This window comes from Paenibacillus xylanexedens, from assembly GCF_007676705.1.
Lineage (GTDB): Bacteria > Bacillota > Bacilli > Paenibacillales > Paenibacillaceae > Paenibacillus > Paenibacillus xylanexedens_C.
On the sequence record NZ_VEBF01000001.1, the window covers coordinates 1,973,370 to 1,986,809 of the forward strand.

The following is a 13,440-nucleotide window of genomic DNA, read 5'->3' on the forward strand; positions in this document are numbered from 1 at the left end:
TTTCTCCATAATCATGTGAGAATGTCCTTCGGTTTGGAAATTTAAAACGACTATCGGTATATAAATATCTATATTATGTTGCCAACCACATAAAATAATGATATATTTTAGTTGCCGACAACATAATTAAGAAAGTTTGAGCACAGTATGACATCTACAGAAGAATAAAGACGAAAAGATAGATTCATCTTCAACCTATTCCCTTAACGACTGGAGCGTGTAGATAATGCATACAACTAGTATGAAAGCTATCCAAGTTCATCAATACGGAGGCCCAGAGACATTACAGTTCGAACAGGAAGTCCATATGCCCCATCCAGCTGCCGGAGAAGTTCTGGTACGCATTCAGTATGCAGGAGCCATTCCGCTGGACTGGAAGATTCGTAATGGCTGGTTGCAGAACGTGTTTGTCAAAGAGCTGCCTTATACACCCGGAACGGCCATGTCAGGTATCGTTGAATCCGTGGGAGAAGGTGTCGGTACCTTCCAGCCAGGAGATCGCGTCTTCGGTAATGTGAACGGAAGTTATGCTGAATATGGCATTGCTCCTGCTACAGATTTGGTTCATATGCCGAACGACCTACGTTTTGAGGATGCTGCGACCATTAAAGGCGGAGCTGAATCTGCATGGAAGGTGCTGTTCACCGAAGGTGAGCTGGAAGCAGGACAAACGGTACTGATCCATGCGGCTGCCGGTGGTGTCGGACAATTCGCGGTGCAGCTCGCAAAATGGAAAGGCGCTCACGTTATTGCTACCGCGTCTGGTGCCAATGTTGATTTTGTTGCTTCCTTGGGTGCTGATCAAGTGATTGATTACAAGACAGCCTTGTTTGAAGAGCTGGTAAGTCATGTCGATCTGGTTGTTGACGCTGTTGGTGGAGAGATCGAAGACCGCTCATGGGGTGTTCTGAAACCTGGAGGCAAGCTGGTATCGTTAACTCAACTGCCTTCTGCCGAAAAAGCAGAGCAGTATGGCGTTACCGCCAAGTTTAATTCCAAATTTCCGACATCAGAGGATCTGTACACAATCGCTCAGCTTATCGCTAACGGCTCCCTCCGTTCAGAGATTGATTCCATCTTTCCTTTAAGTGAAGCGAATCAAGCGCATGCCAAAAGTGAGTCCAGACATGGACGTGGCCGAATTTTGCTGAAAGTGCAATCGGCCTGATTGGCCCTCACTGGGATACATGGACGAAATTTAGACGATGGTATGGAACATGTGGAATAGCAGACCAACAAAAAGTAGCCCGTCAGGCCAGACACCTGACAGGCTACTTTTCCGAATGTTACAGTTCGGTTACGGTCACACCCGCCGCCTTGTAATAATCCTCATTCAAGTTGCTCAGTATATTGGCCTTCAGCAAAATGCCGACGCCGGCAAATAGACCGATCCCGTTCGTATTACCTTCAATTCGGTTATTCTCAATCTGGACGTTCTCGGGGTCACCTTGGCCGACATTGCCCGCTCCGGCATCACCGTTGTCGTGATCAAGCCGCACGGCCCAGTAACCGCTGGCAGTATTGTTGCGGATCACATTGCCACGAATCACCGTGCCAGGTCCGTTCAGTACCTTAATTCCTGCCGCATCCGCGATTGTCGTTGTGTTCTCTATGAGATTATCCTCAATTAATGTATCTGGCGTACCCATGATCACCGAAATCCCGGTTTGGCTGTTCATGATGATATTGTCATGGATATAGTTTCCTTTGCCAGACTTGCTGTGGTTGCTGGGTGCTGAACCTCCTGTATTGCCGAGTCCAATCCCAGCTCCTACTAGTACATCCCTTATCACATTGCCTGAGATTTCATTGAAATATTCCAGTTCGCCATGAAGATCGATGGCATCCAGCTTTGTCCCGTTAAATGTATTCCCACGCAGCACGTTGTTGTGGGCCACAAACTGGATCAGCGCCCCGTGCCGGAGATAAGGACCCTCAAATGTACTGTCCTCCACCACATTCCATAACGTATCGTTGTCAAAGCCGAGCCGGTCCGTTTTGGCCGTCCCCTGAATGGAAATACCATAGCCTGAACCTCCAGGCCCCAGGTCAGTCGCGTTACGGAACGTTGCATGTTTTACAACGACATCCCGGCTATGCTCAATACGGATAGCCATCCGTTTAAACTTTTCCACAATCACTCCGTCAATTGTAATCTCATAGGATGGGGCCTCGCCGTAGTTGGCGATGTGGATCATGCTATCCGGTCCCCCCGCGGTGGGATTATTGGATTTGTGATCGGTTGTGTAACTGCCTGACCAGGATGAAGTAACCGTCATATTGGACACCAGAATGTTATGCTGAGCCGAGGCTTTCAGGACAGCGCTGCCCTTAACCTGATCCAGCGATGTCTTGAGCACGGTTCCTTCGCTGCTCTCTCCTCTAAGGTTTACCCCTGACTTGAGCATCAGGTTGGTGATCTCATCCGGTCCGGATAACAAATTGTACACACCGTCAGGCAAAAACACTTCATCTCCTTCACTTGCCCCATTGATGGCTGCCTGTATAGCGGGTCGGTCATCGCTCGTATTGTCAGTCGGATTTGCCCCGTAATCCCGTACATCAATCGTACGTCCGGTTACGGCATGTGGAGAATGGACCGCATGCGGCGTTCCATCTGTCTCGGTCAGGCCGGGAGCGATAAATGGCACCGTACCCTCCGGCGCTTGCGGCTCGACGTAGGGAATCAGGGCAACAGGGGTTCCGCCTCCTGCAAAGGGCGCATACAGATGGACATCGGTCAAACTTGTATAGATACTGGAATCCGAATTGCCGTGCCCGGTGATCCGGACATGACGTGCAGAAGTATCCGGGATATCAAACGCCTGGATATCTGTGGTATCCCCACTGCTTTCCCCGCTGAACACCTGTGTCCACAGCTCGCCGTCAACAGACGTTTCCACCTCAAAGAAGGTCTGCCTCACATCCCCTTTGTAAAAGCCGATGCCAACATATCCGACTTGTTGTTCCTCGCCCAGATCAAAGGCAATCCATTGCCCATCTCCGGCAGCTGACCAGCGTGTATAGCTGTTATTGTCGATTGTATTGGTCGCCAGATTGCCGTCGCTGCCGCTGGCCGAGACCGAAACAACCGACAGCGGCGATACGGGAACGGCAAGCGTGGTAAGATCGGTCGTTAACTCACTGCTCACGTTGCCTGCCTTGTCAATCGCCTTTACTTGAAACGTATAGGGCGTTCCGGCTGCAAGTCCGCTGTCCCGGAACGACAGCTTCTCCTGTTCAGTCAGCAATGTGCCATCCCGGTATATCCGGTATGCTTCTACAGCCGTATCGTCGCTTGCAGCAGGCCATTTCAGTTCCGCAAAATCCGTTCCCCAATTGCGAACCTCCAGCTCGGCTCCCGGCTCCCATTCCGGCGCCTTCGTATCGCTGCCAGCTTCAGTTAAAGCAATGACAGATAACTGTGGGCGAGGATTGCTCGTTCCGTTAGCTTCCTTGGTATACACATTTACAGAGACACCTGTATCCGCGGCGTCTCCGAGCAGAAACGCCACCTGCGTGGAATCCGGACGGCTCTTCACATAATCGGTCACATCGACTTCATAGACCGCCGGGCTACCGCTGCGATCCGCCGTGACCTGGAATGTGTCAAGAAGCGCACTCTCGCTGAGGGTCGTGACTGGGGCATTTGACCAGGTTAACGATGATTCGTTCCAGTCGGTTGCTTCCAAACCGTACAGGGACAGTTCCGTGTCTGTATTCGACGTGCCTTTTTTGGCGGCAATTTGCAGTCGGTATCGATCTCCTTCGCTCTCATTTCCGGTCATATCGAACTTGAAATATACATATTTCTTGGTGGACGAAGTGGAGGAAATGCTGAGCAATCCGGTGCTGGAGCCCGTGGCCTGATTGAAATTAAGATCCGGCTTGCCACTGTCTATTGCCGCATCGTCACTTGGCAGCTCGCTGGATATAACCTTCTCAATCCATTGCGGATCTTCTTCATCCTCTTCCTCGCCAGATGTAGTGTCTTCCCGATCACTTTTGAATATAATCGGCTCAGTTACGACCCGGTTCTTCACATGCTCATCAAGAAACGCCCACGCCTCTGCATTGGCAATCTCGGAAGCAGTTCCCGTAAATCCGTGACCCTGACCGGTTACGATTTTCAGATCCACAACCGGTACACCCGCGGATTGAAGCTGGCTCGCCAATGTAACGCTGTCCGTATAGGGAATAGTGGCGTCGGCATCACCATGCCGAATCCAGATCGGCGGATCATCTGGTGAAGCGTACGTGCCCGGCATCGCAAGTCTGGCCTGTTCCGGTACATCCCATGCTCGATTACCCCCAAGCAGGGCGGTAACAGAGCTATAGTTATTGGCAAATGCAGTCGTAAAATCGGCTGGACCATACCAGTCGGCTACCGCCTGCACCTTGTCGGAATACTCAGGCCATCCACCGGAGCCTTCAAGATCAGGTACTTGTACGGTTGCTCCTGTATCCAGCTCCACGGTGTCGCCGGCAACCATGTCCCCTGTTGTTCCGAGCAATGCAGCCAAATGGCCGCCTGCGGACGACCCCCAAACTCCGATACGGCTCGGGTCCAGATTGTACTGGGCCGCATTCGCCCGCAAATACCGGATAGCGAGCTTCACATCCTGAATCTGCGCAGGGAACGGCGCTTCAGGTGTCAGTCGGTAGTCCAGAGACACGCCGATGTAACCACGTTTGAGTACATAATTGCAGATTGAGCCAAGTGCCTGCTTCCGATCCCCGTGGTTCCAGCCACCACCATGGATGTAGACCATGACTGGCATCGGTTCAGACGCGGGCGTCTCGGGAACGGCAATGGATGAATACATCGCCCGTCCGCCGGCCGTGCCAATCTCCACATCCTCATATAAGGTCACCCCCTGTGGAGGCGTAAATTCAGTGTTCTCCTCTGCAGGTGGCACAGGGGACGGAGGCGGGGTTATTCCGGGAATTGCCTGACCGAAGATGGCGACATTGTCGATATACATGTTGGCCTGCATGGCATCTCCCGTCCGAAAACGAATTTTAACCGTGCTGTTATTGTTCGCTTCCGAACCCAGCAGCCAGCTTTTAAGCGTATTGCCTTCCTTGTTTTTCAGGTCCGGGGTGCCTGGAGGAAGTTCAAAGGTCTCCAGCGTCGTCCAGGAAGTGCCACCGTCCTTGGACCATTCCATAATGACGCTTCCGCTTATATAGGAAGAGGCACGGGTGTAATAGCTCAGCCGGATGTTTCCGTATCCCGTCAGGTCAAGCGGCAGCGCAAGTGCATCCGTTCCATCAATCTTGATCATATTGGGCAGCGATGGTGCGGTTGTCGAGGAAGACGTTTTGGCCTTGCTTCCTCCTTCTCCTTCCTGTATCCATGGAGCCTTCAGCGCAATTCCGCCAGTAGAGCCAAAATTGTCCGGGTCATCGAAGTTTTCCGCGTAAATTTCCAGCTCAGGCCCCTCCGGATCTGCGATATTCCCTTCCTGCGCTGCGCTTAGGATCGGATGAGAAACAGTGTCTTCCATCGCCTGGACTTCATTCACGGGAATGGTAGTACCGCTAATAAGCATTACAGACATGGCAACAAGTACAACCCGCTTCTTCCACGTTTTGAACAAGTCATTCACCTGTATCCCCTCCATATTCACCTGACTGCACTGCTACCCTTACATCCCGCCAATCTAGCGACGCGGTGCCGATACCCCTTCGCCATCCTTGAATTTCTGCGTAGCTTCCTCAATTGCACGATCGCCACCTTTGGCTTTCCATTCCTCAACCACCTTAGGCCAGTCGGAAATCGGCTCTTTACCGTAAACCATCTTGATCATGTGTGTGAGCAGTACCTGGGGAGGTGTATCCGAATTGGGCGCAATATCTGGATTCTGTACAAAGGCTTCCAGACGCGGGTCAAAGGTGATGCCATCCCGGCCCTCTTTGGCCAAAATGGTGTCGTAAATGTTCATCAGCTTCCTGCCTTCCTCCGTCAGCGATAACGAGCCTTTGTTGTACGTTGTGTCCTGTACGAGCCACAAGAATGACTGGCGGTAACGCTCTTCGTCCACACCAGCGGAGTCCGTCGGGGCGGTGTACGAAATCTCGCCATTATCCTCCGTGTATGTCTCCCCTTCCGTGCCGTACGTGAAAAATTTCTCCGCTTCATCTGATACCATCCAGTTAAAAAAACGGATGATTGAAGCCGGGTCAGCCGCATCCTTATTAATAAAGTAGGCACGTGTCACCGGACCGTACAGGTAATAACCACCCTTACCGTCCGGACCGACGGGCGAAGGGATAATCTCGATCTCTGCATCCGGAACCGACGCTTTAATCTGCTTCTCCCACTGGATCAGTTCGTTTGCGTTCATGGACCACATGCCCGCCTTGCCGGAAAGAATCGTATTTTTGAATACCGTTGAATTGATAGTCGCGAACTCTTTGTTGATCAGCCCTTCGTCGTACATCGTCTTGTATACAGTCAGCGCTTGCTGCATATTCTCGTTATCCATGAATTTGGGTACAATCTGATCGCCCTGCTGCTCCATCATGGACAGGAACTGCTGCACGTCATAGGCTCCGAAGAACGTATCTGCATATTTGAAATCTTCGCGCCCCATATAGGGATTCTCCACCCCAAGTTTCTTGAAGGCGCGCAGAACCTCCAGTGTTTCCTCTACCGTTGTGGGCACCGGCAATCCGGTTTTCTCCAGCAAATCCTTGCGAATCCAGGTGGCCCGGCGAGATGGATTCGATAAATATTCAGGGATGGCGTAAATTTGGCCGTCATGGGTCACTTGATCCCAGGCTTCCTTCGGCACGGTCTTGAGCAAGTCTGGCCCATACTGCTTCAGCAGATCATCCAGCGGCTGGAATACACCAGCTTCGACCGAGCCGGCCATCTCCTTGCCGTTGACGCCGCCATCGCCCTGTACAACATCAGGAATATCATTGGTGGCAAACATCTGGACCATTTTCTGCTCATATTCCTTATGAGGCACCAAGACGATTTTCAGATCGGTATTGGTCAGATCCTCCAGCTTTTTCACCCATTTATCCTGGTTGATGTCCGGCGACTTCTCCACATACGTATACGCCAGCGTACGCAGTGACATGGAGAATTTCGTTTTGCCGTCTCCCCCACCCTTACCAGATGCCGCTCCGCTCCCATTGTTGCATCCCGTCATGACGGCTGCCGCCAGCAATAGCGCCAAACCTGAGACCATCCACTTTTTCATGCTACCCCTCTTTTCATCCTGATTTAGATTTAGGTACCACCCGTTTGTGAAGCGCTTTCAAATAGATGTTAAAACATCCCCACCGCCTGCAACAATGGGGATGTTTTAGATAAGATTGCGTTTTCTTTAGGTAGAGTACTAGTACGCTTTGGATACCTCAATCTTCTTCGTTACACCGTTGTCGGTAAAGTAGAGATGGATGCCGTGGTCCTGGTCATCAATGAAATAGGGCACATACTTCGGCTCCTCACTCCGGTACGGCACAAGCAGCGTTACAATCCTGTGGCTTGAGGCAGGCCTTGTTTCCGCGCTCAGATGATAGTGCCTCGCCAGTCCTTCGTACTCTGCCGGGTCCACACCTGCGAATTGATCCGTCTGGCTGAGCGACAGCTCGCCGGAGGAAGCGTAGACAAACGTACCCTCTAGCCCCGCCTTGCTTCCGTTTACACGGAAACTCTGTCCTTTCAGCTGTAACGGGTGCAATGCATGGAACAACCACTGAATGCTGTCCGGCTTTTCCAGGTCAATGTGATCCACAATGACAACGTATGACGATTGCAGAAAATGGATTTCCCGCACAACCCGCTGTACATGCGGTACAGTGCTGGCGTAGGCATCGGTCGCTACCGCACGTACATAACCATCGCCGTCCCGCCAATAGGCTTCTTCGATCTGCCCGGTTGCGGCCATGTTCAGCACCTTGTTGTTCTCGGCATACTGCCCTGCTCCGCCGATCAGCACATTGTTTTTGGAACGTGTCTGCCTTCTCCATTCCCGGTGGAAAGAGCTGCCGTGGGCGATATAATAGCCGGTATCGGCCGCAAGCGGCTCGCCGAACGCATGCAGTGTGAAGCTGTTTTGATCCGCATGGCTATGGCTGATGGAACCATAACGGCTCGACTTGAGCAGCAGCATAATATGCTCTTTCGGATCATCCATCCGGTGATGCATGGCCACCCATCCCACATCCCGGAACCACTTGAGCGGCTCGATGCCTACAGGGGGCTCCTCCTCCACCTGCGGATAATCGTGGCGGTATACCAGATCGTCAAAACGAAAGTCCCACCAGCCGTAGTTATAGAAAGCACCCTCGGTCCCTGGGTCGTTGCGCCGCACATTTTCAAAGTACCACTGGTACCAACCGTTGCCCGTCACACCGGCGAGCTGGCGGACAAGATAACCGGTTTTCAAGTTTACCGGGTCGCCCAGGGTAGACTGATCACCGAAGCTGGCCCGCCGTGCATCAGGTGGGTACACATAGAGCGGAAAATCCCCGGTACGCTGGAAGAACGGACGACGGAAGAAGTCGATACCCGCATAGTTTCGCAACAAATTCATCGCCTCGGTCACATACGCCATGCCTGTCGTCCAGTACATCGGGCCCTCCGCCCAGCCGCCATCACTGCCTCCCCACGGAGAGTATAGACAGGCGTAATAGTCGACGGCATAATCCAGCCATTGCGCCGCCTGCTGTTCCTCATGCAACAAGGCAATACAGCAAGGTACTAGCACGGAGGACAATGAACGCACCGCATGGCTGTCGTAGGGCACATGATGGATCTTGGAGCGGACCATAACATGCTGTGCCACCTGCTCCGTCCGGCGAAGCAAACTGCGTCTTACCACATCTCGCTCTTCGCTGTTCAACTCGTCATACAGCCAGTCGTAGCCCCAAGCCAGCCCGGCAGCAACCCGAAAGGCTGCCTCGTCGTTATAATCGCGGGATGTCGCTCCCTCTGTATCCCAACCCGCGACATGCAGCAGCCAGCTTTTCCCGGCTTCAAGCAGCCGCGCGTCACCAAGCACTCGTCCGGCGATACTGAGATGACGAATGGCATATAATACTTCCTGACAGTCAATATACATTTGCCGCCATAACACAGCGACACGTTGGTTATCCGGATAAGGCAGCGGTTCGCCGATCGGGTCGCGGGCTGCCCACGGTTCCACGGAATTCGACATAAATGCATCCCAGCCGCAATACGTGGAGTCGGACGCCACACCTTCCGCAAGTGCCTTCAGTCCAGTCTCTCCAAGCCACAGCCGGGGATGGGCCGTATCTGTGGATGCGTAACGCTGCGACCGTGACGGTAATGGCGTCTCCGGCAGGCCGGGAGGCACCGTGAAGCTTCGCACCTCACTCCATGCCGACTTTTCCCTCTGCTTGCCCTCCAAGGCATCCGCTTCAACTTCCGTTCCTTCCTGCACCGGATGCTCCAAAAGCAAGGCATAACGCCAGTAATAATCCCCTTTTTCAAATACCCGGTCCGGTGTGAAAAAGTTATAGGGGAGCGGGGCAAACGTCATCGTCTCTTCTTCCTGAAAAGAAGGCCCAGCCGACACTTGCAGCATATAAGCATTCTCATCCTCCTGCTGTGCCTCCATCCATGTAAATCTCGGCGGATTCTCTTGCAGAACGGAGTGTTCGTCAGGTGCATAGTCAACATGGAACGGCCCGCTCATCGGTTGGTATAACGGTCTTTCTGCGGGTATCCGCTTAACTTCCATCGTATCGTCCCCTTCCTTTTCGCAAGTGGTGTGGCATCAACGCATATACATTCCGCCATTGATTTCAATCGTTTCTCCGGTAATAAAAGCGCCCAGCTCGGAACAGAGATACAGCGCCGCCCCAGCCACATCATCCGGATTCCCTTCCCGTCCGAGGGGGATGCTGCTTACGGCAGAAGATCGTCCTTCCTCCGAGGTAAACGTAGCATGGAATGCCGTCTGGCCGATGAAGCCCGGCGAGAGGGCATTGACCGTAACACCAGAAGGAGCCAGTTCCTTGGCCAGGCCTTTGGTTAACGCAATGATTGCCGCTTTGGAGGCAGCATATATCGCCGCACCCGGACCGCCTCCATTATGAGCCGCTACCGAGGTCAAATTGATAATTCGGCCACTTCCGCCCGCTTTCATGCCTGGAATGACCGCTTTGGAGACAAACACGGCGCTCTTCAGATTGACATCCATAATACGGCTGTAAAGCTCCTCGCTCATTCTTTCAATCGGACTTCGCTCCACCAGATGACCCGCATTATTGACCAACAGCTCAATCGGTCCACCAAAGTGGGAAGTGATATCCCCAATCATCGACTCAATGGCCGCCGTATCCGTCACATCTGCCCGGAACGCCGCTGCTTCACCCCCGGAAGCACGGATCGCGGCCACGACCTCCTCGGCCCGCTCCATATTATGCAGGCCATTCACGGCCACCCTGGCCCCGCAGCGAGCCAATCCCCCAGCAATGGCAGCGCCAATGCCTCCACTTGAGCCCGTCACCAGCGCAATTTTGTTCTGCAAATTAATATTCATCTTCAATCTTCCTCCCTGTAACCCGAGTTAAATTCGCTTGCTGTGCTGATCCGCCGGAAGCGCCATCGTAATAGTGGTTCCCATGCCTTCCTCACTCTCAATCATCAAGCCATACGTTTCTCCAAACACAAGCTGAATCCGGCGATGGACATTCATGAGTCCAATACCCCCGCGATGATAGACATTATCCTGATCCCCGCCCGCAAGGCGATTCAGTTCAAGACGGCGGCGCAGCTTCTCCAGCCGTCCCTCGCTCATGCCCATGCCATTATCCTGGACAATGACAAGAAAGCGATCTTGAATCCGCCTTGCATCGATGCGGATGAAGTGGCCGGGCTCCATGCCCTGCGGAAACGCATGTTGGATCACATTTTCCACAAGCGGCTGAAGTGTCAGTCGAACCATTTTTTCAAGCAGCAGATCCGGCGCAATAATCACCTCAACCTCGAGTTCCCGATCCATGCGATGTTTCATGATCGAAAGGTAGGCCAGCACATGTTTCAGCTCATTGGCCACCGTAATTTCTTCCAGATTCGTCTGAATGGAATAACGAAGCATATGCGCCATGGATTCCACCATCTGCGTAATTTCTTCCGAATCCTGTACGACTGCGTAACATTTGATCGTCTCCAGTGTGTTATAGAGAAAATGCGGATTGATCTGCAATTGAAGTGCCTGAAATTCCGCACGGTGCCGTTCCAGCGCCTCCTGCTGAAGCTCGATCTCCGACTTCTGGCGGCGCAGTTCCGACTCGTATACACTCTCAATCATGTCCGACAAGCGGCTGACCATCAGATTATAACTGCGGATCAGCACACCAATTTCATCGCGCCTTTCCTTCATCTCCACCTTGTTCCAGATTCCCTTCTCGGTCTGTCTCATCCCGTTCATCAGCACCCGAATCGGCTCCACTTGAGATGCTCCAATCCGGTAGGCCACGATAAGTGCAGCGAGCAAAGTTCCTGCGCCAACCCATAGCGTAGCCGAGCGGATCGTCGCAATCGGCCGTTGTAACTCCGACAGCGGCACGGAAGCGACAAAGCGCCAGCCCGAATACTCAGAAAGCTCAGAAATGAACAGCCGCTTGGTGCCATCCGTATTCAGCTCCAGTGATCCCGCATCCATATGCATAAGCCTGCTTACGGTACTGGACGGCATGGCTGCCTGTGCCTCTTCCTGTCCGGGTGTGTAGATTACAGTTCCGTTCTGGTCCATCACATACTGATAGCCGCCCTGACCCAGGTCGAGTTCTCCCCAGATGTTGTCAAGTTCAAGCACATTAACCTCCATCGCCAGTACTCCGCTTGGCGTATAGGAGGACAATCCCCTGATCCGGCGGCCGATCGTAATCACGTTTGCACTCTGTCCACCGCGAATACTGCGGGTAAGCAGCACCGATTCACCGTTTGCAGGCGTTGCGGACAGCAGTTCCTTATATTGTTGCGGCGCGTCGATATCCGGTATACCGGCGGAATTCTGGCTGTCATCGACAACAACGCGCCCATTTTCTCCAATAATATACAGGAACTTAATCTGCGGATATAACATAAAAACGGGCGGGAACACGTTCCTTTTAATCTGACGGCTGTACTCGTAATAGGCATAACTATCCTCCGAATTCATGTCGAGAAAATGCTTGACGCTTCCGTTCGAGAGAATGGAGTAGGTTGCCCGATCATAATTTTGCAAATACAGATCTGTCTGGTACGCGGTGTTGCGCATCGTCTGGGCAATGTTGCCCGCAAGCTGGTCATTCATCTCCGTAGAGGCATAGGTATAGGTAAACAAGCCAATGGCTGACAACGACAGTGTAATCACCACAGCAAAATGAAAGAACAGGCGGATCGACAGGCTGCGCTTCATTATTCAATGCCTAACCGATTGCGGTACTCGGACGGTGTCAGTCCGGTGATTTTCTTGAACGTCTTCGTAAAATGGGGATGATCCGCATACCCCACCTCGTAGGAGATATCCGTAATCCGGTTTCCCGGCTGTTCCAGCATTCGCTTGGCCAGTTCCATTTTGCTGCGTATCCGGTATTGAATAAAGGTCTGACCTGTCGTCTGCTTGAACAGTTGGCTGAAATAGGACGGGTTAAGCCCCAGTTTGGCAGCGATCTCGTCCAGTGACACTTCGCGGCGCAAATGCTCCTCCAAATAGGCTTTTGCTTCTTCTACCGGATGCTTCCGCTTGCCGCTGCGCCGCTCCTTGATCCTATTCATCAACAAGTCGACGGCACTGACCAGGGCATCGAAACACCCCTCAGGGGAAGCGCTTACAACTGTGTCGTGAGACAGATTCACCATTCCGTTGCCACGTGCATTCATTCGGACCACAATCAGTTCCAGCAATTCCTGAAAAAGCTCTGCGGTCTGCTCAGGCATCAGGGAAAACGCCGGATACCTTCTTAACCATGCTTCCATCAGTTCCGCCACATCAGACTGTCTTAGCTCCCATATGGCATCTTCCAGACGCATAGCCCAATCATTCAGCTCCCTCACGGGTACAAGCGATACGGTAGGCTTGTCATCATCCGATGCCCGCAATTTAAGAAGAAGCTCATGAAGCTCCTGGCGCCCTACAGGCTTCAACAGATAACGCTTTACACCATAATCCATACAGGCTCTTGCGTATTCAAAGTCTGAATAACCCGAGACAACAATAATGCGGATTGCACTGCCTTGCTCGGATAAGCGTCGGCACAATTCGATGCCGTCCATCGTTGGCATGCGAATATCCGTAAACAGGATGTGCGGCTGAAATGCCTCCACCACCTGAAGGGCCTCTTCCCCATGCGCAGCCTGCCGGATCTCGCAGTCCAACAGTCCCGCTTGCTCAATCATTTTCGCCAGACCCATCCGAATCATCGGTTCATCATCCGTAATCAAGATTCTGAACATCGCCATCCCCC

Annotated in this window: 7 protein-coding genes; 1 reads left to right on the forward strand and 6 read right to left on the reverse strand. The window is 52.6% G+C overall.

Annotated features, from left to right (window positions below; genetic code table 11):
- Nucleotides 1–226 precede the first annotated feature (226 nt).
- Nucleotides 227–1,168 (forward strand): NADP-dependent oxidoreductase, encoded by a 942-nt coding sequence (locus FS628_RS08910; protein WP_145320934.1) that lies wholly within the window; start codon nucleotides 227–229, stop codon nucleotides 1,166–1,168.
- A gap of 118 nt (nucleotides 1,169–1,286) precedes the next feature.
- Here FS628_RS08910 and FS628_RS08915 read toward each other — a convergent pair whose 3' ends face one another.
- From FS628_RS08915 to FS628_RS08940, 6 genes are all read right to left on the reverse strand, one after another.
- The gene (locus tag FS628_RS08915; protein ID WP_260870964.1) at nucleotides 1,287–5,627 is read right to left on the reverse strand and encodes an alpha/beta hydrolase fold domain-containing protein; all 4,341 of its coding nucleotides are present in this window, start codon (nucleotides 5,625–5,627) and stop codon (nucleotides 1,287–1,289) included.
- Between the two features lie 39 nt (nucleotides 5,628–5,666).
- Complete coding sequence (locus FS628_RS08920) at nucleotides 5,667–7,217, reverse strand: extracellular solute-binding protein (protein ID WP_186327749.1); 1,551 nt, start codon at nucleotides 7,215–7,217, stop codon at nucleotides 5,667–5,669.
- A gap of 138 nt (nucleotides 7,218–7,355) precedes the next feature.
- Nucleotides 7,356–9,725 (reverse strand): DUF4962 domain-containing protein, encoded by a 2,370-nt coding sequence (locus tag FS628_RS08925; protein WP_145320938.1) that lies wholly within the window; start codon nucleotides 9,723–9,725, stop codon nucleotides 7,356–7,358.
- A 36-nt stretch (nucleotides 9,726–9,761) separates the two neighbouring features.
- Nucleotides 9,762–10,529 carry a glucose 1-dehydrogenase gene (locus FS628_RS08930; protein ID WP_145320939.1) on the reverse strand — a complete coding sequence of 256 codons (768 nt, stop codon included), beginning with the start codon at nucleotides 10,527–10,529 and terminating at the stop codon, nucleotides 9,762–9,764.
- Between the two features lie 27 nt (nucleotides 10,530–10,556).
- Nucleotides 10,557–12,392 carry a cache domain-containing sensor histidine kinase gene (locus FS628_RS08935; RefSeq protein WP_260870965.1) on the reverse strand — a complete coding sequence of 612 codons (1,836 nt, stop codon included), beginning with the start codon at nucleotides 12,390–12,392 and terminating at the stop codon, nucleotides 10,557–10,559.
- Complete coding sequence (locus FS628_RS08940; protein WP_145320943.1) at nucleotides 12,392–13,429, reverse strand: response regulator; 1,038 nt, start codon at nucleotides 13,427–13,429, stop codon at nucleotides 12,392–12,394. The genes FS628_RS08935 and FS628_RS08940 overlap by 1 nt, the downstream gene beginning before the upstream one ends.
- Nucleotides 13,430–13,440 lie beyond the last annotated feature (11 nt).

Bases quoted from the DNA above. Each gene is read 5' to 3' on its own strand.
- FS628_RS08940 (WP_145320943.1), bottom strand. From the start codon at position 13,429: ATGTTCAGAATCTTGATTACGGATGATGAACCGATGATTCGGATGGGT.
- FS628_RS08930 (WP_145320939.1), bottom strand. From the start codon at position 10,529: ATGAATATTAATTTGCAGAACAAAATTGCGCTGGTGACGGGCTCAAGT.
- FS628_RS08935 (WP_260870965.1), bottom strand. From the start codon at position 12,392: ATGAAGCGCAGCCTGTCGATCCGCCTGTTCTTTCATTTTGCTGTGGTG.
- FS628_RS08910 (WP_145320934.1), top strand. From the start codon at position 227: ATGCATACAACTAGTATGAAAGCTATCCAAGTTCATCAATACGGAGGC.
- FS628_RS08925 (WP_145320938.1), bottom strand. From the start codon at position 9,725: ATGGAAGTTAAGCGGATACCCGCAGAAAGACCGTTATACCAACCGATG.
- FS628_RS08920 (WP_186327749.1), bottom strand. From the start codon at position 7,217: ATGAAAAAGTGGATGGTCTCAGGTTTGGCGCTATTGCTGGCGGCAGCC.
- FS628_RS08915 (WP_260870964.1), bottom strand. From the start codon at position 5,627: ATGGAGGGGATACAGGTGAATGACTTGTTCAAAACGTGGAAGAAGCGG.